Origin of the sequence: Helicobacter sp. MIT 00-7814 (assembly GCF_003364115.1) — a bacterium.
Lineage (GTDB): Bacteria > Campylobacterota > Campylobacteria > Campylobacterales > Helicobacteraceae > Helicobacter_F.
In genome coordinates this window covers 1-21,025 of the sequence record NZ_NXLL01000008.1, presented here as the reverse complement: position 1 = coordinate 21,025, position 21,025 = coordinate 1, and the positions used below count along the sequence as shown (strand labels likewise).

Genomic DNA, 21,025 nt, shown 5'->3' with positions numbered 1-21,025 from the left:
GCATAATCGATGTTTTTGGCTGATTTGGTTGCGAGATTCTATCTTTTTAGCACTTTTAAAAGAAGTGCGCGATTATGTAGTGAGGCGAGCACCCTTGTTGGTTTAATCTCTAAAAGCGTATGTTGTGTGGCGGTAGATTCTCTTGAAAGTCCATATTCCTTCACGCCAATCGCGCCTTTTTGTAGGCATTGCAAAACCTGCTCCTTTTCCTCGCGTAAAAGCGCGATGACAAAAAAGCTAAAATCATCGCTTATATCATAATCGCTAACATCAATCTCGCACTCATAGGCAATTTGGGCGTTTTTTGTTGGTTGCAAGGCGTGTGAGACGCGGTAGCGCTCATTTGTAGGAAGAGAATCTTTTAATACAAATTTATAAGAAATGACAGCCTCCACCACCGCGCCATCAAGCGATTCTTCATATTGCAAAGAATCTAGCGGGTTGCCAAAAACGCCACAACTTAAAATGCAAAAAATTCCACAGATTCTAAGAATCTGCCTACAAAAAGCTAATCCGCCCACCTTTATGCTTCTAGCTTATAGCCCACGCCACGCACGGAAATAATGTATTTTGGGCTTTTTGGATTCTCCTCGATTTTTGAGCGCAGGCGCCCGATGATAACATCGATACTTTTATTTGAGCTTTCAGGGTTGATAGATTCAGATTCTATAGCGATGGCTTCGCGTGAAAACACATGCCCTTTTTTGCTAATAAGTAGCGTCAAAATCTCATACTCCGCGCGTGTAAGCTCAAGCCTCTTGTCTTTGAAAAAAATCTGTCGGCTGTGCTTGTCGATTTTAAAGACAGAATCTTTTTCTTTGCTCTGCTCTTTTGGATTTTTCTTGCTGTAGCGACGTAAGAGAGAGTGGATTCTTGCGACTAATTCTTTTGGATCATAAGGCTTTGGCAAATAGTCATCAGCGCCGTATTCAAGGGCTTTGACCTTATCATCGACATCGCTTCTCGCGCTTGAAATAATGATGGGGATATTTTTTTGCTTTGCCACGCGCTTACAGACCTCCAGCCCGTCCAAATTAGGCAATGTCAAATCCAGCAATAAAATATCAAAATGCTTCGCATTCACCGCACTCATGCCGGTGTAGGGCTCATCATAGCTTGTTACATTCATATCATATTTTTTGAGATAATCGCTCAAAATCTCTGCCAACTCCACATCATCTTCAATCATCAATACTTCTAGCATAAGCGACTCCTTAAAATTTTTTAAAAACTGCGCGTATTATAGTGGAAACTTTTTTATGCAAAGTTAAAATAGCAATGCAGAATCCACCAAATTACCCAAAAAGTTAAGAAACGCTTTTTATTGTAGCTTTCTAGCTTACAACCTTTAAGAAATCTTCTGGCTCTACATTTTTCTTTCTTGTCGCAAGCGCCATCAGTGTGATACCTAGCACCACTGCAATGGCAGAAGCTATCAAAATAGAGATTTTGGAGAGATCAATTGCGCTCAAGTCATCTTTATACGCGAGGTTTGCCACGAAAATTGACATCGTAAAGCCCACACCTGAAATTGCCCCAACAGCGATAACATGAAAATTACTCAAGCCCTCTGGGCGCACGGATAAATTGAGCTTTTCGCCCAAATAGGCAAAAAGAAAAATACCAATAGGCTTACCTAGCACAAGCCCAAAAGTCGTGCCAAGCACAACATGATTTGTCAAAATGCTTTCCACAGAATCCATACCAAGTGCCACGCCTGCATTCATAAAAGCAAAAATGGGCACGATAAAATACGCGCAAAGTGGCTGAAGCGCATGCTCAAGGCGCAAAAGCGGATTCTGTGCATAGCGAGAGTAAGTGCCAATGGTATCAAGCATATACACAAGCTCGCTCGCCTTTGCCATATTGACATTATGCGTAGATGATGAAGTCATAAAATTTTTGATATTTTTAAAGGTTGATTTCCAAAAGCCTTGTTTTTGCTCCTGCACATGCAAGATATCCGCGCCATTATTTGTAATGCGCTTAATGCGCTCAAACTCATGGAACATATTTGCAAAATATTTGCGATTTACGCGCGTCCTCCCGGGGATAATGAGCGCGAGCAAAACCGCCGCGATGGTAACATGTATGCCACTTAAATACACACAAATCCACAGCATTATGCCAAGCAAAAAATAAAGCGACAAATGCTTTGTATCGCGGAAATTACAATAACTCAAAAGCGCGATGACAACGAGTGAAAGGCACACCCAAAAAGGCTCAATAGAATCTGAATAAAACAGCGCAATCACGCTTATCGCGCCTAAGTCATCAGCCACAGCAAGTGTCACAAGGAAGATTTTCACAATCTTTGGCACTCTATCACCAAGCAATAAAATCACCCCAAGCGCAAAGGCAGTATCCGTGCTCATCGCTATTCCAAAGCCTTTCTCATAAGGCGTGCCATGTGTGAAGCAAAGATACATAACAATCGGCACAGCAATGCCACCAAGTGCCGCCAACACCGAAAAACTCACTTTTTTAAAGCCCGCTAGCTCACCATAGAGAATCTCCCTTTTCATCTCCAAGCCCACAAGCAAAAAGAAAAAACTCATCAACACATCATTGATAAAATGCAAAAGCTCAACCTTTAGCTCAAGCTCGCCTAGAAAAATCCCAAATTCAAACTTTTGCAACCAAAAATACCACTGGCTATAAGGCGAGTTTGCCACCACCATCGCAAGCACCAAACACACCCCAAGCAAAATCCCACCAAAAGATTCATGCGCGATAAAGCGCTGCAAGCCATGTTGCAACTTATCTTTAAGGTAAGAATAGCGACGATTAGGGTGTGCTAGCGTTTCTTGAGTCATCATTCCTCCAATATGCCTAGATGTGCCTCCAAATGTGGCAAGTTGATTTTAAAGGTTTTAGTAGAATTTATTTGCGCATTATAGCAGTCAAAAGTGAAAAGTAAAAAAGAATCTTTTAAATTTGTAGCAGGAATTTTTAAAATGTAGTGGATTTAAGCAGGTTTAAAGCTTAGAAAGATTCTGAAAAATGCATTATCTCGCGGGAATAAATCCCGCTTTACCTTAAAAATAAGGGGATTTTAGGAATTTAGCAAACCATCAAGCTTTTGTGTTAAAGCCGCTTCGCCCACTGCGCCGATGATTTGATCGACAACCTCGCCATTTTTCATAAAGAAAATTGTCGGAATACTGCGGATTCCATATTTTGCTGAAAGATTTGCTTGCTCATCGGTATTGACTTTGCAAATTTTTGCTTTGCCTTCATAGCTTTCCGCAAGCTTGTCAATCACAGGGGCTAGCATTTTGCAAGGACCACACCATGGCGCCCAAAAATCAACCAACGCAACGCCCTCTGCAATCGTAGAATCAAAGTTAGATTCTGTAAGTTCAATGTATTTTCCCATTTTATTCTCCTTTTTGTAAGTTAAAAAATAAAGTGGATTTGATTATACAAGCAAAAAGTTATCTTTCAACCACAAGGGCGCAAAAAAGAATCTGCAAAAATTGCAATCCGAAGCAATCCGTAAGGATTCTCAAACATTAGAGAATCTTGCAACCTCAACAACTAAAAATGGCAGAATATGAACGCGAAGCAGATTTATTCCCGCAAGGTGATACATTAAAAGGAACAAAATCTTAAGAAACGCATACGCGCTCTAAAAATGCGATTACTTTTTGAGTAAAAAGCTCTTTATCGCCAACTTTGGGCGCATTCTCAACGCAAAATGCCTCAAACACGCCTCCATAGCTACCTCCGCCCCAGCGCTTTAGCATAGCTTTACTATAAAGCCCAAAAGTCGGCAGGCGCATATTATCAGCTATATGGATATTTCCAGTATCCACGCTTATAAGCGCATCGACGCGCTCAAAAAGAGCGATAAGATTTAAAATATCTGCATTATTGACAAAAATCTTGCAATTTGGCGCGCTCAGCTCCTTGCACGCGCGCAAATCATACGGCGCACCAACAAAGCTTGTAAGGATAAAATTAATCTTTGTAAAGCGCGCACAAAGGGTGTTGATAATCTCCACCCACTCCGTCAATGAAAAATTGCAAGGTCTTTGACAGCTGGCAAAAATGTTGATGGCAACTATTCCTTTAGATGTATCGCCTCGCGGGAATAAATCCCGCTTCAGCTCCGCTCCGCGTTCATACTTTGCCATTTCTAATTGATTAGAATCTTGGATTCTACCACCTTGCTTTGTAGTTTGAGAATCTATTTCCTTTATTCCATCAATTGTATCGCCTTTGCGGAAGTGAATTCCGCTCGGCTCCGCTCCAGCTTCGTTGCACTTCGCTTGCGCGCACACACTCGGTATTTTTTGGTTGATAAGATTATGAGATTCTGCAACGCTGTTTGGCTGTTCGAGGTTTTTTGTGGATTGCTTCGTCGGCTTTACTTCCTCGCAATGAGAAGTTGTGTCATTACAAGCCGACTTAGTAGCTTGAAAATCTTTCCCTAACTTTTGCTCCGTAAAAAATGTTTCCACAAATGCTTTATTTTCAGCTCCTGCGACAAGGCGCGCTTGTGAAAAGTCAATAAGCGGGAAATTTTTATCAAAATGCGCCTTATTAATAGCGCGCACAAAGCAAAGGAGATTCTCACTTTCATGATGAGATTTTATACCGCGGGGGAAAATGACTTGAAAGCGCGGTGCAAAGAGGTTATACGCGTGCGCATACATGATAATTTTGCGCGCATTGAGGGATTTTGCAAGGGTGATATTTGGCGGGCATTTGTGCGTGATGATGAGAATCTCAATCTCCATTTCACGCACCTTTGCTATCTCCGCGCTTTTGTCTATGTCAAAAAGATAATCAATAAAGCCCAAATGCCTATACAGCGCCTCTCCCAAATCATTTGTCAGCACCATAAGCTTAAAATCAGGGTAGAGCATCTTAAGCGCATACATCGCCTTAATCGCCACGACATTATCGCCAACCCTATTTGCGCGATGAAAGGCGATAATGCGTTCCCTTGCCATTTTAAAAGCCCTTAAAACCTACAGAGATTCTATAATCTTATTAAATGTTTTGCTCGGGCGCATGATACTTTCCGCCTTTGCATCATCAAACTTGTAATACCCGCCCAAATCAACCTTCACACCTTGCGCATTGATAAATTCCTCATAAATCACGCGCTCATTTTCTTGCAGTGCAGTGGCGACTTTTGCAAACTTTGCTTGAAGCTCCAAATCAGAATCTTGCGCGCTTAGGGCTTGTGCGAAGTAGAGGGCTAGATAAAAATGGCTTGTGCGATTATCAGCTTCTTTGACTTTACGCAAAGGCGCTTTATTGTTATTTAGCCATTGTGCAATCGCGCTATCAAGGCAGTTTGCGAGAATCTGTGCTTTTTTGTTGCCACTTTTTTGCGCGTAAAATTCTAGGCTTGCTTGCAGGGCTAAAAATTCTCCCAAACTATCCCAGCGCAAGTGATTTTCCTCCACAAGCTGTTCGACTTGCTTTGGCGCACTTCCCCCAGCTCCTGTCTCAAACATCGCTCCACCAGCGAGCATCGGCACGATGGAAAGCATTTTCGCACTTGTGCCAAGCTCCAAAATGGGGAATAAATCTGTCAAATAATCGCGCAAAACATTGCCTGTGATTGAAATCACATCTTCGCCCTTGCGGATAAGCCCAAGCGTTTTCAAGCATGCCTCTTTTGGCGCGAGAATCTCAATATCCACGCCCTCAAGCGCACCTTTCCTTTCCAACTCCTCTAAGCGCGCATTGACAAGGTTAATAAGAATTGCGTTGCTCGCGCGCTTTGCATCAAGCCAAAAAATCGCCTTATTTCCTGTGAGTTTCGCGCGTTGCACGCCTAGATCGATCCAATTTAGCAGCGCATCATATTTTGCAAGGTTGATTCTATAAATATCACCTTTATTTACTTTATGCTCGAGTATCGCGCTGTTATTAGACTCATCTACCACGCGGAAAGTCCCAGAATCTGGCGCGATAAAAGTCTTGTCATGTGAGCCATATTCCTGCGCTTTTTTCGCCATCAATCCCACATTTGACACGCTTCCAAGGGTTGAGGGATCATACGCGCCAAACGCACGCAAGTCCTCCAGCACCGCCTCATAAATAGTCGCATAAGTTTTATCCGGGATAAGCGCGTTTGTATCTTTGAGCGCACCTTGCTTATCCCAAAGCTTCGCGCCATTTTTTAGCATTGCGGGCATGCTCGCATCGACAATCACATCGCTTGGCACATGCAAATTCGTGCGCCCTTTGGCAGAATCCACCATGCTAAGTGGCGCGCTAGATTCCAAAATGCGCTCATATTCTGCTAAAATCTCCTCTTTTTTAGGATTAGATTCTATTTTTGTCAAAAGTTCAGAAATGCCGTTATTTGGGTTGATATCAAGGCTTTTAAACTCTTTTTCAAAGCGCGTGAAAAGTTCCTTAAAATACACACTCACCGCATGCCCAAAAATTATAGGATCGCTCACTTTCATCATCGTCGCTTTCAAATGCAGTGAAAGTAAAATGTCCTCGCTCTTGCACTGCGCGATTTGCTCTTCATAAAACTTCCTCAAACGCGCGCAATCTAAAAAGCTCGCATCAAGGATTTCATTTTGCTCTAATTTGAGCGCATTTTTTAGCACACTTACTTTGCCATTGCTATCGATAAACTCAATGCGCGCGGTGGTTGGCGCGGTGATGAGCGAGGCTTTTTCATTGTCAAAAAAATCGCCCTCTTTCATATAAGAAATACGCGATTTAGAATCTTTTGCAAAAGGCGTGATTTTGTAAGGATTTTTTTTCGCATATTCCTTCACAGCCTTAGTGCAACGCCTATCAGAGTTCCCTTGACGCAACACGGGATTTACAGCCGAGCCTAGCACTTTTTGATACCTTGCTTTTATATCCTCTTGCGCACTATCTTGCGGATTATCCGGGTAGTCTGGGATTTTGAAGCCCTTATCTTGAAGCTCTTTAATCGTGGCTTTGAGTTGTGGGATTGACGCGGAAATATTAGGCGTTTTAATGATGTTTGCTTCTGGCGTATTCACAAGCGCGCCCAAAAACTCCAACGCATCTTGTGTCTTTGTGGGTAAAATATCATTAAACTGCGCCAAAACACGGCTGGAAAGCGAAATATCAGAAGTTTCAATCTCAATATTTGCCTGCTTTAAAAATGCCTTGATAATTGGCAAGAGCGAGTAAGTAGCAAGCGCTGGGGATTCATCAGTGAGTGTGTAGGTGATTTTCATAAAAACTCCTTAAGTTTAGGTTTTAGGAAAGAAAGTCCAAAGAGTATAGCACAAATAGCTAACGCTTTGCGCACTCTTAGTTTGCGCCTTTCATTCGCCTTGGCTTAAGCCAAAGAGCCATTCTTTGTTAGATTCTATCTCTTTGCCTTGTTTGTGAAGCAAGCCATCGCGGATATTTTCTAACTCCTCGATTTCAAGCACGCTCATAATCTCGCGACTTAGCAAAGTTTGATTAAGATGAGAATCTGCAAGCGCGCTTTTATTATTCAGCAAGCTTTCAATCTCGCTAATAAGCGTGTCTTTATCGACAACCTCGCCATTTTTGCTTATATATTTTGCTTGCATGTTTTTATCCTTAAAATACTATTTTTCTTTTAATTCTTGCTCTTTTTGCTCTAAGGCAAAGTAGCGCTCCAGCGCAGAATCTAGCTTATTTTGCACCTCTTCAAGCTCATTTGCAAGGGTTACAATACCCTTTTTTTCATAAATTTGCGGATTGCTCAAATCCTCTTTCAACTTTGCCACCTGCGCTTCAAGCCCTTCAATGGTTTCTGGCAGAGAATCTAGCTCTAAGCGCTCTTTGTAACTTAGCTTATTTTGCTTTTTTGTGGCTTTGGATTCTAAAGATTCCATTCCATCCATTGTATCGTCTGCGCGGGAGTGAATCCCGCTTCGCCTCCGCTTCGCGCACATACTCAAGCTTTTTTGGCTGATAAGATTGCGAGATTTTTGGCGTTGGTTGGAATCTAAAGATTCTTGACTTTGGGAAGTTTGGGAAACTTGCGCGCGCTCAAATGCGGCAATTTCGCGTAAATTTTGCATAATCTCCAAATACTCACTATAAGGTGCGTAGCTCTCCACCACCGCGCCTTCACCTTCAAAAATCAGCAATTTATGCGCGAGCTTATCGACAAAATACCTATCATGGCTCACAAAAATCACCGCCCCGCTAAAATTGAGCAAATATTCCTCCACAATGCCTATAGTGCTAATATCTAAGTCATTTGTAGGCTCATCAAGAAGCAATACATCAACTTCTTTGGCAAAAAGCAATGCAAGTGCGACGCGCTTTTTCTCCCCGCCACTAAGAAAGCCGATTTTTTTATCCAAAAACTCTTTGGGGAATAAAAAATTTTTCAAATACCCAAATACATGCATATTTTTCCCGCGCACAGAGATGATATTCCCGCCATTTGGGCAAAAAGTCTCAAGCAAATCTTTGGAATCATCTAAACTCGCTAAATGCTGATCAAAATACCCAATGCGTATATTCCCGCGCTTAATCACCCCGCTATCAGGCGCAATCTCGCCAAGCAGTAATTTTAAAAAAGTGCTTTTCCCACTGCCATTTTTCCCAACCACGGCGATTTTTTCATTTTGCAAGATTCGCAGATTCAAATCCTTGATAAGGACTTTTTGATACAGCGTTTTGTTGAGATTCTGCAACTCAAAAAGGCATTTTTTGGCGTTTTTACTTTCACTGCGATTGAAATGCTTTTTCTCTCTTTCAAGCTCTAGGCGCATTTTGGCAATCGCGCTTGGGTTAGTTTTGGCAGCTTTTCGCATGGATTCTAAGCGTGCCACTCTTCCGACATTACGCTTTAGGCGCGCTTTCACGCCTGCGCGTAGCCACTCTTCCTCGCGCTTTAGGGCTTTTAAAAGATTCTGATGCGCCTTATCAAGCGCGTGAAGTTGCGCCTCTTTGTGCGCAAGATAGCTACTATAGCCACCCTCAAAGCTGCTAATTTTGGCATTTTCCACCTCTATCACGCGCGTGGCGATATTTTCTATAAAATACCTGTCGTGGCTGACAAAAATAAGGCTAAATTTGCTCTCTTGGATAAAGCGCTCTAAAAAGCTCACCATCTCCACATCAAGGTGGTTTGTCGGCTCATCTAAGATTAGCAAATCCGCGTCCGTCAAAAATAGCCTACAAAGCGCCACGCGCTTTTGCTCCCCGCCACTTAGGCTGATAGCTAAACGATCTTGGAAAGATGTAAGCTCGAAACGCTCCAAAACCTCCTGCACGCGAGAATCCAAATCCCAGCCATTATGTTCGTCCAAAAAACTACTAATTTGCGCGTATTCCTCTAAAAGCGCTTTTTGCTCGGATTGAGCGCGTGGATTTTGGGAATCTTGCGTGGTTTGTATGGTTTGCGCGCCTTGCAAATTTTGCAAATCCCGCCCCTCATGTGTTTCAAGCATTTTTTGCAACTCAAGCAAGCGATTATGCGCTTGTCGCAAGTTATCTAGCCCTTGCGCGATGACTTCAGCCACGCTAAAGGTGGGATTGAAATTTGGGCGTTGCTCCAAACTCAAGATTCTGATATCTTGCCCGCCTACTTTGCTCACCACCCGCTCACCAGAATCTACGCCTACACTTCCATCAAGCAATCCCAAAAGTGTGCTTTTCCCACTGCCATTTTTGCCAATCACAGCGATTCTCTCACCCTTTTGCACGCTTAGCGAGATAGAATCTAAGATTATTTTATGCTCAAATTGTTTGCTTGCGTTTAAGAGGCTAAGAAGTGTCATTGCACGCGCTTTAAAATTTGCAAATTGCTAGATTTTCAAAATGCCTAAAACTCAAGGCTTTTTATCTCATTTGCTTTGAGAAGCACAAATTTTGTCTCTTTATTCATCTTTGATGAAATCCCGGTTTTTAGCACATTTTTTGGGTTGGTAAGCTTCAAATCAGAATCCACAAAGCAAATCTCAAACTTTATGCGATTCATCGCGGTAAAATATTCAATATCTTTTGAAAAAATATGCACACAGCTAAGCTTTGCCTTTGCGAGAATCTTACATTTCAAATCCAGCACAAAAGCGTCATTTTCGCTAAAAATCACATAATTAGTATAATTTTTCGCATAGCGCTGATAGTAGTTAAATACGACAGATTCATTATTACTCATCTTTGCCTTATTAAGCCGTCTTATGTGATGCTCGATAAAAGTCATTGCGCAAAATGGCGTATTAATATTTTGGCGGAAAAAGGTGTTTTTAATCGCTTGAGAATCCATTCCTAACGTGAAAACCTTATCATCTAAGCGCGTGCCACAAATATCAAGCGCTTCTTTTGTTTTGTTAATAAGCAATTGATACATTTTATTAAACACCACTTCAAAGACTTTGAAATTATCTTTTACAAAATTTTCGCTCATCTCTTTTAAGCGCGCAATGACAGAATCTATCGTTCTGGAGTCATTTTTTGCCTTTGCGATGATTCCGAGCACTTCTTGTTTTTTGGTAGCGAGCAGTTTTGGATCGCCTTTTTTGGCATCGACTTTTGATTGGATACTGCGGAGCTCCATATTGCACACGCGGATTTTATTTTCGATTTGAAGCTTTTTTTCATTAAACACTTCAATCGCGCGCAAAACCCCGCGGTAGTTGTATTGCGCATCAAGGAAGCATTCTTTATAGATTTTTGAGGCGTTGATATTGACATTTGTTTTGAAGTGGTTGTAGGAGTATTCTAATTGTTTGAGAATCTGCATTTCATTGGCAAAATTATCCATCGTAATGTGCTTGTCATTATACACGAGGTAATCGATTGCTTTTTGCAAAAAGGGCTTTATGATGAGGTAGTTTAGCGGTGGTTGGGAATCTGAAGATTGCGCATTTTCTTTTTGTGCATCAAGGAAGGCAATGGCGTTAAATTCATCGCGGAAAAAATCCTTAATACAATTTTGCGCACTTACGCTTAGCTCGATAGAAGCGAGCTTGAGATAATTTGTTTGGGAAAAAATTTTCTTTGCAATCGCGGCTTTTGCGTCAGCCTCTTTTGCTTTAAGCTCATCATCAGTATTTGTGCGCCAAAAGTCAATCTCGCGTATAAGCCCACCTTCTGGGAATTTTTGATAACTTGACGCTTTGCAATCTACGATTGTATAGCCATTGTCATCACAGCGAAACTCTACAAGCATTCCAACAGAAGGCAACATTTTTGGGTCATGCCAGCTGTTCCCTCGCAATTCAAAAATTTTCTTTGAAGCATTCGTCACCACGCCATTTTTTGTCTGCGTGGAATAGCGCAATATTTTTCCGTGCAAGTGCAAATCCTTGAAATAATTTAGCCTAAGGTAAAAGTGGATTCTGATATAATATACTATTTAAACTTAAAATTGCACAAACTACCCAAAAGCAAGCCAACAACTCAAAGTTTCGCCTATTTGACGATTTATAGGGTTTAATTTTTTAAAAAATTATATTCACACGCAGGAGGATTCTCATCAAAAAGTCGGAAAAAAAAGTCAAAATCCCCACAAAGAGAATCTACGCCTATATTATTTTTAATGTGGTGGTGGTGTTTTTGTGGCTTGCTACGATTGTTGGCGAGAGTGGCGCTGTGGGGATTTTGGGGCAGAGATTTGCAAACTTTAATATCGCACTTTTTGGCTATGTGGCGTATGTGTATTTGCTTTTCTTGCTCTATCCTGCGTATTGTTTGTATAAAGATCCGCGCTTAAATTTTCATAAAATCGAACTTTTTGTCGCCGCACTGCTTTGCTTTGTAAGCCTTTTGCTGTTTCAATCACTTCTTTTTTCGTGCGGGCTTTTTGGCAATAGCGTGGTTTTCTTTTTGAGTGGCTTTATCGGCGATTTTGGCGTGTGGATCTTGGGCGTTGGTTGTTTGCTTTTGTCAATTTTTGTGGCTACGGATATGAAAGTCGAGCTTGTCGTGGCGTTTTGCAAAAAGCAAATTTTAGCTTTTAGCAAGAAATTTTATGCGCTTATGCGCGCGTTTGGTGCAAGGATCTTTGCCTTTGCGCGCGTTTGCTTGCAATCGCTAAAAAACGCCTATATAGCGATAAAAGCGCGGATTCTAAGCTCATATCATAAACGACAAGAAATCCTCAAAGCCGCGCAAGAAGAAATGCTAAAAAAAGAGCAAGAAAGGCTAGCTCATCTCCAAGAAGTGCAAAATCTCCATCTTGATAACTTTGAAAATGTCTTTGCAAAAACGCAATCCACGCCAACTACGCATTCTGCGCCTATGCCAAATGATTTTCAAAATTTAAATTTGCAAAATGTGAATTTACAAAATGCAGATTCTCAAAATATTTCACAACCTCAACAAGTAGCGCAAACAGCGCAAGTGACAAATCAAGAAGAAATTTTTGCAACTCAAGCGCCTTTGCAAACTCAAAGCATAGAATCTCAAAGTGCAACCCAAGATATGCCTCAAAATGCGGGGCAAAATGTAGCGCAAAGCACAAGCACAATTCCTCAAAATATAATCCTGCCTCAAGGCGCAACTTCACCTCAAAGCATAGCGCCATTTCAAAATCCAGCGTCATTTCAAAGCACAGCTCCATTTATAGAAGTCGTGCCTAATCCAGTCCCCGACCCGCAGGCATTTTTGCAAGAGCAGATTCGGAATTTTCAAGCAATGCACCCGCAAGCAAATGCGCAACCTCCGCTTTCGCCAAACCAAGCACCAAATGCGCCTATAATCGAAGAGATTATCCTTCCTCAATCTGATGGGCAAAAAGAGGCGCAAACTAGCGCGCAAAATACCTTTTCCGCCCAAACTAGCGCATTTACGCAAAATACCCAAACGCCCAGCGCGCCCACGCCACCGCTTAATGCCACGCAACTTTCCGCGCAATTTAGCATTCCTTCAAGCCCTTATAAGCCCCCGCATTTGCAAGAGCGCAAAAACACGCCACTTGATATACAAAGCATTATCAAAGAGATTCCAGATATTCCAACGCCAAAGATTACAACGCCTGCGCCAAGCGCGCCTACTTCAAATGTGCCACTTTCTGCGCAAACACCACAACCTAATGCGCAAAGTGCGTTTGTGGATTCTCAAAATTTGCAAAATCTCACACCTACACAAAGCCCGCAAAACCCAGCACAAACTATGCAGCCAGTGCAACCTCAACCAACACAAAGCACGCAAACTACACCCACGCCACCAAATCTACCAAATGAAAATTCCCAGCATATCACAGAATCTAGCACGCCAAATATATCAAATGTCCCAAATGTGCCAACTGCACCAACTACACCAAATGCACCAACCACGCCCGAAGTGGAATTTAAAGCAGAATCTGAAGCACAACCTCAACCAGAATCTAGCGCGTCCAAAACCCATGTCATCGTGCGCGAGCTAAGCGAAAATACCGCGCTTTTAAAAAGCCTAGATTTTGGCAAATCCTCCACCCCGCTTAATTTCAAACTTCCGCTCACAAGCTTGCTTAATCAACCCGATGGATTCCGCAATGAAATTGATGAAGTGGAGATTGACACAAAAAGCGAGATTCTGCTTGCAAAGCTAAAGACTTTCAAAATTGAAGGCGATGTTGTGCGCACCTACAGCGGACCGATTGTTACGACTTTTGAATTCCGCCCTGCGCCAAATGTCAAGGTTTCAAGGATTCTCAACCTTGAAGATGACTTAGCCCTTGCATTAAGTGCGAAATCTATCAGAATCCAAGCGCCTGTGCCGGGCAAAGATGTTGTGGGAATTGAAATCCCAAATAACAAAACCGAGACGATTTACTTGCGCGAGGTGCTAGAATCTGATCTTTTCAAATCCACACAATCAAGCCTAACGCTTGCTTTTGGTAAAGATATCGTAGGGAATCCGTTCGTGCAGGATTTGCGCAAGCTCCCGCATTTGCTCATCGCAGGCACGACTGGGAGTGGGAAAAGTGTGGGGATTAATGCGATGATTCTCTCACTTCTTTATAAAAACTCGCCGGATAACCTTAAGCTTATGATGATTGATCCAAAGCGCGTGGAATTCTCGCTTTATAATGACATTCCCCACCTCATCACGCCAATCATCACTGATCCTAAAAAGGCGATAGCTGGGCTTGTAAGCGCGATGCAGGAGATGGATAGGCGCTATGAAAAAATGAAAGATATGCGCGTCAAAGAGATTGAAAGCTACAATAAAAAGGCGCTTGAAGAGGGCGAGGAGCAGTTAAAATATTTTGTGATTATCATCGATGAGCTGGCGGATTTGATGCAGACTTCTGGGCGCGAGGCAGAAGCACCACTAAGCAGGATCGCGCAGATGGGGCGTGCGTGCGGGATACATCTCATCATCGCTACACAGCGCCCGAGTGTCGATGTCGTAACAGGCACATTGAAAGGCAATCTGCCCTCACGCATTAGCTATAAAGTCGGTAGCAAGGTGGATTCTAAGGTGATTTTAGATTCCACAGGTGCGGAATCCTTGCTTGGAAAAGGCGATATGCTTTTCAAAATTTCTGATACGATGATACGCCTGCACGCGCCTTTTAGCACGGAGGAAGAGATTGAGCGCGTGGTTGAGTTTATCAAATCACAGCGCGAAGTGCAGTATGACGCGAATTTCTTGCTTGATGAAAAGGAAAATATTTTAGCCAGCAGAAGCGAAAATGAACCAGAAGATGATGATATGCTAGAGCAGATTAAGCGCTTTATGCTTGAAAGTGGCAATACCTCTTCAAGTAGCGTGCAGAGGCGCTTTTCAATCGGCTTTAACCGCGCGACAAATTATGTCGAAACGCTTGAAAAAGAAGGTTTCCTTTCAAAGCGCAATACAAAAGGCGTGCGCGAAATCATCGGGCGTTAGGCTACTTATTTGAAAATTACACGTTAATGCAAGCCTAAATACAAATAAGTAATTTTATTTTTTAGATTCTCGCAACGCCTTAAATGCCAAAATCGGGGATTTGAGAAGCAGCACTGGCACTTTGAGGATAAAGCGCAGGGCTTTTGTAAGATTGATTATTGTGGTTCTTGCGCGTTGGAATTTTTTATAACGCATTTCTATATTACAACGCCACTGCCCAAAGCCCCTGCGATAAGCGCGCTCACGCCCTTGAGAAAAGATTGTGCCTAAAAACTGCGTAAGCTTGGAATCAAGCTCTTGCGCGTGGGTAGGATTTATCAACAAAGGCGCATTTAGCATTGTCAAATATACTTCATCATTAGAATCTAGATATTTTATAAATTCCACCGCTTCTTTGAGATTTGCAAAGTCTGAAATATTTACAAATGCTTTAGCATTAAGAATAGCCCCCCCCCCTAGATGCTCGTGGCTTGCGGATATGTCGCCCCAGTAAATGGGGAGTGTGCCAGCGGCTTTAGCATCAAAGATTTTTTCGGTCAAATAACCATTTGTTTGAGAATTTTCAAAAGCTATGTTAAATTTATATTGACTTAAAAATGCCTGCTTATCGCCTACACGCGCGCCAATGTTGTTTTTATATTTTCCACCAGAATCCACGCGTTTATATGCGCTTAAAAGTTCAAAAAAATCCTCACGGATAGAATCTGCCTTACCATTACTCACTACAAAGGAGCAAAACTTACGCTCACAAGCTTCTTTACCATAGCTATAGATGCCATTTTGTTCACTCTTTGCAACTTCTCTAAAACTTTGTGTAAAAAGATAGTAGGGATAGCGCAAATGTCTATCCTCAAAATTGAGATAATCAAAGCTTATCGCGTAATCGCAAAAGTTAAAATCCGCGCGGAGATTTTCAGCAGTGTAGAAAATCCGCACGCCATCATACTTAATATGCTCATTTCCAAAAACACTATAAAAAATAAAATCTGGATTCTTAGAATCTAGCACATAGCCTTTTGGCAAATATGCTTCAAACCAATGTTGCGCACAACCATCGGTAAAATGGATTCTCACGCGCTCTTTATTTTCTATTTTCATACTCTTGTATCACCCCTTTGCTCGGATAGATGAAGTTTGCTTTGCGCTCTGCAAAGATATTTTCATCATCAAGCGCGTAGGATTTCAGCATAAATGGATAATTCACATCGCCTTTCTCGCTTGCTTCTAAGCCTTTTGCGCGGATTGTGACGATTTGTCTGACTTTTTTCCCAGCACTTACGCGCACAGGCTTTTTAGGTGTGATGATTTCAAGGTTTGAAGCGATTTGAGAATCCGCGTTTGGATTCTCAATCTTTAAAGAGTATTCATGATCCTTGCTGTCAGTATTGTCAAAAACTACGCTGTAGGTGTTTTCTATGCCTTGTGTTTTGATTTTGTAAGTTTCAGAAGTGCTATTGACATTTAAAAGCATACCCTGCTTTTTGCTACCCATAATAAGTAGCGCGATACAAGTCGCAAGCAAAACTCCCACATAGCAGATGGTTTTTAAGCGCACATAACGCACTTTTGAGTTTGTCTCAACCGCAGCAGGCGAGCTCCAGCCAACAAGGCTTGGTTTGTTATATTTTGCCATCACGCTTGTGCAGGCATCGACGCATTCAAGGCAATTGATACACTCAAGCTGCATACCTTTTCTAATATCAATATGCGTTGGGCAGACTTTGACGCAGTGTTCGCACTGCACGCATTCAGCATTTGGATTGACAAATTTTAGCTTTTGGGTGATTTTGCCACTTTCATTATAAATCACGCCACCACGATTTTGATTATAAATCGCCATAATTGTATCATTGTCATACAGCACGCTTTGCACGCGAGAATAAGGGCAAATGTAAATGCAGAAATTTTCCTGTATGAAAGCAATATCAATGGCAAAAAATAGCCCAAAACCCAGCCAAAACACCATAAGCACCTTATGTTCGCTGGGATTTTGGATAGCGACAAAGAAATCCTCAGGCGCAGTAAAGAAAAACATAAGGCTCGCTGATGCCACAAGGCACAAAAACACAACAATCACAAACGCCAAACTTGCCTTTATCTTTTTACCAAAAGTATCAAGCACAAGGGGCTTTTGCTTGTTTGAGATTTTTTGACGCAATTTAAAAACCTTTGTCTGCAAGAAATCCCTATAAATCACGCGGAAAATCGTTTGCGGACATGCCCAGCCACACCAAATGCGCCCACCTAAGGTTGTGAGGAAAAAGATTCCCACAAAAAGCAGGATTGAGAGAAAAGGCAATAAATACAACTCCTGCATATTAAAGCGCGTGCCTAGCAGGTGGAATTCACCCTTAGCAAATGAGAGCAAAAAGATGTGATTGTCATTAATCGTTACAAAAGGCATTGTAAGAAAAACAATCGTAGCAATCGCATACACCAAATAGCGTTTTTTGCGGTAATAAACTTGTTTCATTTTTCTTCCTTAAGCGTGGATTGTGCGCCACAGCTTTGCGTGGCTTGTTGTTTGAGTGTTGTTTATAAAGGGGGCGATTGTATAACTTTTTGTATTTTAAGTCCATAAATTTAGCGCGAATTTTTCTCTCTCAATTGAAAATTTTAAGCAGATTCTAAAATCGCTTCAATATTTGCGCTAATTTTCGCTTTGACGCTCGAGCATGGATTTGATTTTAGGGCTATTAACCTTGCTTACAAAGAAATAAATTTCCACGCGGTTATTTTGCGCGCGCTGTTCTGGCGTGTCATTTGGCGCGACATTATCAAAAGAGCCATAGCCAGAGACAGAGATTCTATGCGCTTCTACGCCTTTTTGTATAAGTTCACGCGCCACACTCACCGCACGCGCGCTTGCAAACTCATAATTATCCCTAAAACGCGGTGGCGGGGTGGAATTATCAGTATAGCCTCGTATATCAAGATGCACATAATTTGGGTATTTTTTGATGATTGTCACAAGCCTATCAAGGTAGGTAAAAGTATCGCTATTTGTGATTTCAAACTCACCAGCTCTAAAGAGAATCCTATCAGGCAGGCGCAACACGCTTCCAGAATCTATTTGCTCTAGCACGCCACCTATATCATTGATAATATCTGAAGGGATAGCGCTTTCTGTGCTCGCACTTGCCGCAGAGGAGGAGTCTTCAGCCTCATTGCCTTCATAATTCCCAGCATCTTGATCCACAGGTGAAGGCAGAGGCATCGCCACGGGATAATCAAAGATTTTGATAAGCTCTTCTTTGAGCGCGCGCACCTTTTCGCTATCAGTGGATGAAATCGCCCAAAGCGCGATAAAAAGCGCAAGCAAAAGTGAAAGGAAGTCCGCATAAGGCACCGCCCATTTTTCGCCTGCAGCACATTCGGGGCATTTTTTCTTTTTTGCCATTTGCGCGCCTTATTCAAATTGTGAGATTCTAGGTTCGCCGGGCTTGATAAAGCCTAGGAGCTTTTCTTCAAGGTTGCGCGGGTTGTCGCCATTTGCGATGCTTACGACACCTTCAACGATAAGGACTTTTTCTTGGATAATATCCTTGCTTTTTGCTAATAATTTATGCCCGCATGGACCAAAGAACGCATACGCACCAAAAATCCCCGTAACCGTCGCTGTAAATGCGCCAGAAATACCCGCCGCCATAGCCTTTGGATCATCAAGAAGCTGAAGTGCGAGCATAAGCCCCATAACCGCGCCAACAAGCCCAAATGTCGGGCAAGACTCCCCAACTAGCACCCAATAATGCCCGCTTCCATGGTAATATTCCTCTAACACCTCAATTTGTATTTCCATATCCTCGCGCACCGCTTCAGCTTCCCTACCATCGACAATCATACTAATTGCCTTACGTAAAAAGTCATCTTCAATCTGTGCCGCGCGCCCTTCAAGCGAAAGCACGCCATCTTTACGCGCAAGAGTGGAGAGCTCGACAAGCTGGCGAATGGTTTCGTTGAGATTAATCTTTGAGCCCATAAAAACCATTTTAAATTCTTTAAACGCGCCTTTGACATACGCACCATGCGTGGCTGTGATACCTGAAAACATTGCGGTTGGGATCACAATCATAACCGAGCTTAAATGTATCACATGCAGTGGATTCCCACCTTCCAAAATATCCCCGACAGAAATACTCGTAATAGACATAAGAATGCCTAAGAGGGTCGTTAAATCCATACAAAACCTTTATTGCAAAATGTTTTATTCCTTTAAGGCAAAAAGCAAAAATCAATCCAAAAAATCACCTAAAAACCGCGCGCTTGTTACGCCCTTATTAAATCTTTCACAGAATCTACAAAAATCTATAAAGATTCTTTATAGCGCGCTAGTGCGTCTCATGCACAGCTTTTGCAAACTCTGCAAACACACTGCGCGCTTCTTTTGGTCCCGGGCTTGATTCTGGGTGGTGCTGGAGGGAAAAAATCGGCTTGTTGCGATAGCGCACACCTTCAATCGTCCCATCAAAAAGATTTCTATGTGTAACCTCTGCGATAGATTCTATAGAATCTGGCACGGAATAGTTATGGTTTTGTGAAGTGATTTCCACTTCGCCTGTGAGCGTGTTTTTCACCGGGTGATTTGCGCCATGATGCCCAAACTTTAGCTTATAGGTGTCAAATCCATGCGCAATTGCCAAAAGCTGATGTCCTAGACAGATCCCAAAAAGCGGGATTTGAGAATCTATAAGCGCGCGGATTTGAGTGATTTCATTTTCTAGCATGAGCGGATCGCCCGGACCATTTGAGAGGAACACACCGCCAATTTCCTTGCTTTCAAAGCGCTTCAATATGCAATCCGCGCTAAAGGTATGCGGGATCACCTCCACTTCAAGCCCTACGCTTGTAAGCTCGTTTAAAATATTGCGCTTTATGCCAAAATCAATGGCTAGAATCTTTTTGCGCTTTGTGGAATTTGTGCGCTCATAATCCATAGATTCAAAACTAAACACACCATCTTTGTGGATATAGGGCTTTTTTGTAGAGACTTCGGGGATAAGATTTTGCTCGCTAATAGAAGGCGCGGATTTGAGCAAAGATTCTAAAGTTTCCTTCTCGCTTATCTCTGTGCTTGCTATCATCATCATAGAGCCTTGCGTGCGTAGCATTTTGACAAGTGCGCGCGTATCAAGATTGCAAATGCCTATGATATTGTGCTTTTTCAAAAGCGTGCCTAAATCGCCTTGTGCACGGAAGTTTGAGTAAAAATCATTATATTGCGAGACAATCACGCCTTTGCAAAAAATCTCTTTGCTCTCTTTATCCTGCTCATTCACGCCCACAATGCCAATCTCTGGCATGCAAAAAGTGATAAACTGCCCAGCATAACTCGGATCTGTGATAATCTCCTCATATCCGCAAAGCGAGGTATTAAACACCACTTCGCCAATCGCGCTTCCCTCCGCCCCAAAGCTTAGCGCCTGCAAAAACACGCCATTTTCAAAATAAAGAAAAATATCTTTGAGCGTTTGCGTAGATTGCGCGTTTTTTGGTTGCGTATTTTTGGAATCTACTTGCTGTGTCATTATGCGAGCCCTCGCTTGCGAAGTTCCTCTTCATAAAGCTTGTTAAAAATAATCTCATATTCATCGCTTCCATACACAAGCTTTCTTTTGTATTTTTTTAATCGCTCATTGACAGCTTCTTCGCTCTTTTCGTAGATTTTAGAATAGTCATTGATAGCCTTGTAAATGGCATTTTTGACAATCACTTCTGAAACCTTAAAGCTAAGCATATTTTTTTGCACCATTTGAGTGAGAATCTTATGCGACAAGTCACTGCAGCGCTCGTCCCAATTAAGCGTGAAATTTTCCTCATCAGCGATTTGCTTTTTAAACATACGGAATATTGAGCGCTCATCCATGCGGTAGTCCTCGATTTCATTGACATACTCTTCGAGCAAATCACGCACTTTTTCATCTATCGCACGCTCTTTTTGGATATTTTCCATCAAACAATCAAGCGCGATTTTACTTAGAGATTCTATTGAAGAATTGAGCGTGATAAAATTCGCATTTGCCAAGTCTAGCCCGATTTTATTCGCAATGTAGGGCGCGTGCTGTGCTTTTAGTCTCATGTGAAAACTCCTTGTGTCATAAAAGAGGTGGGTAATTTTTGCGCGTTATTGTAGCGTGCTTTAGGTAAAAAAGGCTTTAATTCCTTAAATGTATCACTACCTAGATTTTGCACCGCAAAATCCCTAAAAATTTGCAAAGCAAATTTTTGCGTTGTCGGGGGTTTGGGGGTGCAGGGG

17 protein-coding genes are annotated in these 21,025 nt (G+C 42.2%); 1 reads left to right on the top strand and 16 read right to left on the bottom strand.

What is annotated here, in order from left to right:
* Window positions 1–38 precede the first annotated feature (38 nt).
* From CQA49_RS03670 to CQA49_RS03630, 9 genes are all read right to left on the bottom strand, one after another.
* Window positions 39–521, bottom strand: coding sequence for a hypothetical protein (locus CQA49_RS03670; protein ID WP_115574618.1), 483 nt, complete (start codon window positions 519–521; stop codon window positions 39–41).
* Window positions 522–523: 2 nt separating this feature from the next.
* A complete protein-coding gene (locus tag CQA49_RS03665) occupies window positions 524–1,204 on the bottom strand; it encodes a response regulator transcription factor (RefSeq protein WP_115574617.1) in 681 nt (226 codons plus the stop codon).
* 130 nt (window positions 1,205–1,334) lie between these two features.
* Window positions 1,335–2,816 carry a Na+/H+ antiporter NhaA gene (nhaA, locus tag CQA49_RS03660; protein ID WP_115574616.1) on the bottom strand — a complete coding sequence of 494 codons (1,482 nt, stop codon included), beginning with the start codon at window positions 2,814–2,816 and terminating at the stop codon, window positions 1,335–1,337.
* A 239-nt stretch (window positions 2,817–3,055) separates the two neighbouring features.
* Window positions 3,056–3,379: a thioredoxin gene (gene trxA / locus CQA49_RS03655; RefSeq protein ID WP_115574615.1), complete on the bottom strand. Its 324-nt coding sequence runs from the start codon at window positions 3,377–3,379 to the stop codon at window positions 3,056–3,058.
* 232 nt (window positions 3,380–3,611) lie between these two features.
* On the bottom strand, window positions 3,612–4,961 hold the full coding sequence (locus CQA49_RS03650) for a glycosyltransferase family 9 protein (RefSeq protein ID WP_115574614.1): 1,350 nt from the start codon (window positions 4,959–4,961) through the stop codon (window positions 3,612–3,614).
* Window positions 4,962–4,979: 18 nt separating this feature from the next.
* On the bottom strand, window positions 4,980–7,196 hold the full coding sequence (locus tag CQA49_RS03645; RefSeq protein WP_115574613.1) for an NADP-dependent isocitrate dehydrogenase: 2,217 nt from the start codon (window positions 7,194–7,196) through the stop codon (window positions 4,980–4,982).
* Between the two features lie 90 nt (window positions 7,197–7,286).
* On the bottom strand, window positions 7,287–7,541 hold the full coding sequence (locus tag CQA49_RS03640; RefSeq protein ID WP_115574612.1) for a hypothetical protein: 255 nt from the start codon (window positions 7,539–7,541) through the stop codon (window positions 7,287–7,289).
* A gap of 18 nt (window positions 7,542–7,559) precedes the next feature.
* Complete coding sequence (gene abc-f, locus CQA49_RS03635) at window positions 7,560–9,731, bottom strand: ribosomal protection-like ABC-F family protein (RefSeq protein ID WP_115574611.1); 2,172 nt, start codon at window positions 9,729–9,731, stop codon at window positions 7,560–7,562.
* A gap of 44 nt (window positions 9,732–9,775) precedes the next feature.
* Window positions 9,776–11,251 carry a hypothetical protein gene (locus CQA49_RS03630; protein WP_115574610.1) on the bottom strand — a complete coding sequence of 492 codons (1,476 nt, stop codon included), beginning with the start codon at window positions 11,249–11,251 and terminating at the stop codon, window positions 9,776–9,778.
* A 254-nt stretch (window positions 11,252–11,505) separates the two neighbouring features.
* Here CQA49_RS03630 and CQA49_RS03625 point away from each other — a divergent pair, with 254 nt between their 5' ends.
* Window positions 11,506–14,772, top strand: coding sequence for a DNA translocase FtsK 4TM domain-containing protein (locus CQA49_RS03625; protein WP_408938906.1), 3,267 nt, complete (start codon window positions 11,506–11,508; stop codon window positions 14,770–14,772).
* 54 nt (window positions 14,773–14,826) lie between these two features.
* Here CQA49_RS03625 and CQA49_RS03620 read toward each other — a convergent pair whose 3' ends face one another.
* The 7 genes from CQA49_RS03620 to CQA49_RS10265 form a co-directional block, all read right to left on the bottom strand.
* On the bottom strand, window positions 14,827–15,870 hold the full coding sequence (locus CQA49_RS03620; protein ID WP_115574609.1) for a glycosyltransferase family 10 domain-containing protein: 1,044 nt from the start codon (window positions 15,868–15,870) through the stop codon (window positions 14,827–14,829).
* The gene (ccoG, locus tag CQA49_RS03615) at window positions 15,854–17,245 is read right to left on the bottom strand and encodes a cytochrome c oxidase accessory protein CcoG (protein WP_115574608.1); all 1,392 of its coding nucleotides are present in this window, start codon (window positions 17,243–17,245) and stop codon (window positions 15,854–15,856) included. The genes CQA49_RS03620 and ccoG overlap by 17 nt, the downstream gene beginning before the upstream one ends.
* Before the next feature lie 177 nt (window positions 17,246–17,422).
* Window positions 17,423–18,172, bottom strand: coding sequence for a flagellar motor protein MotB (gene motB, locus CQA49_RS03610; RefSeq protein WP_115574607.1), 750 nt, complete (start codon window positions 18,170–18,172; stop codon window positions 17,423–17,425).
* A 9-nt stretch (window positions 18,173–18,181) separates the two neighbouring features.
* Entirely contained in the window at window positions 18,182–18,952 is a 771-nt protein-coding gene (motA, locus tag CQA49_RS03605; RefSeq protein WP_115574606.1) for a flagellar motor stator protein MotA, read from the bottom strand.
* A gap of 148 nt (window positions 18,953–19,100) precedes the next feature.
* Entirely contained in the window at window positions 19,101–20,297 is a 1,197-nt protein-coding gene (gene carA / locus CQA49_RS03600) for a glutamine-hydrolyzing carbamoyl-phosphate synthase small subunit (protein ID WP_115574605.1), read from the bottom strand.
* Window positions 20,297–20,848: a DUF507 family protein gene (locus CQA49_RS03595; RefSeq protein ID WP_115574604.1), complete on the bottom strand. Its 552-nt coding sequence runs from the start codon at window positions 20,846–20,848 to the stop codon at window positions 20,297–20,299. Before CQA49_RS03595 ends, carA begins: the two co-directional genes overlap by 1 nt.
* Window positions 20,845–21,025, bottom strand: a 181-nt coding sequence (locus CQA49_RS10265; RefSeq protein WP_220271721.1) for a hypothetical protein, incomplete at its 5' end; no start/stop codon positions are given. The genes CQA49_RS03595 and CQA49_RS10265, both read right to left, overlap by 4 nt.

Excerpts from the sequence above, each read along its gene's own strand:
- CQA49_RS03645 (WP_115574613.1), bottom strand. The coding sequence starts at position 7,196 with ATGAAAATCACCTACACACTCACTGATGAATCCCCAGCGCTTGCTACT.
- CQA49_RS03665 (WP_115574617.1), bottom strand. The coding sequence starts at position 1,204 with ATGCTAGAAGTATTGATGATTGAAGATGATGTGGAGTTGGCAGAGATT.
- nhaA (WP_115574616.1), bottom strand. The coding sequence starts at position 2,816 with ATGACTCAAGAAACGCTAGCACACCCTAATCGTCGCTATTCTTACCTT.
- CQA49_RS03620 (WP_115574609.1), bottom strand. The coding sequence starts at position 15,870 with ATGAAAATAGAAAATAAAGAGCGCGTGAGAATCCATTTTACCGATGGT.
- CQA49_RS03650 (WP_115574614.1), bottom strand. The coding sequence starts at position 4,961 with ATGGCAAGGGAACGCATTATCGCCTTTCATCGCGCAAATAGGGTTGGC.
- CQA49_RS03595 (WP_115574604.1), bottom strand. The coding sequence starts at position 20,848 with ATGAGACTAAAAGCACAGCACGCGCCCTACATTGCGAATAAAATCGGG.
- ccoG (WP_115574608.1), bottom strand. The coding sequence starts at position 17,245 with ATGAAACAAGTTTATTACCGCAAAAAACGCTATTTGGTGTATGCGATT.
- abc-f (WP_115574611.1), bottom strand. The coding sequence starts at position 9,731 with ATGACACTTCTTAGCCTCTTAAACGCAAGCAAACAATTTGAGCATAAA.
- carA (WP_115574605.1), bottom strand. The coding sequence starts at position 20,297 with ATGACACAGCAAGTAGATTCCAAAAATACGCAACCAAAAAACGCGCAA.
- CQA49_RS03640 (WP_115574612.1), bottom strand. The coding sequence starts at position 7,541 with ATGCAAGCAAAATATATAAGCAAAAATGGCGAGGTTGTCGATAAAGAC.
- trxA (WP_115574615.1), bottom strand. The coding sequence starts at position 3,379 with ATGGGAAAATACATTGAACTTACAGAATCTAACTTTGATTCTACGATT.
- motA (WP_115574606.1), bottom strand. The coding sequence starts at position 18,952 with ATGGATTTAACGACCCTCTTAGGCATTCTTATGTCTATTACGAGTATT.
- motB (WP_115574607.1), bottom strand. The coding sequence starts at position 18,172 with ATGGCAAAAAAGAAAAAATGCCCCGAATGTGCTGCAGGCGAAAAATGG.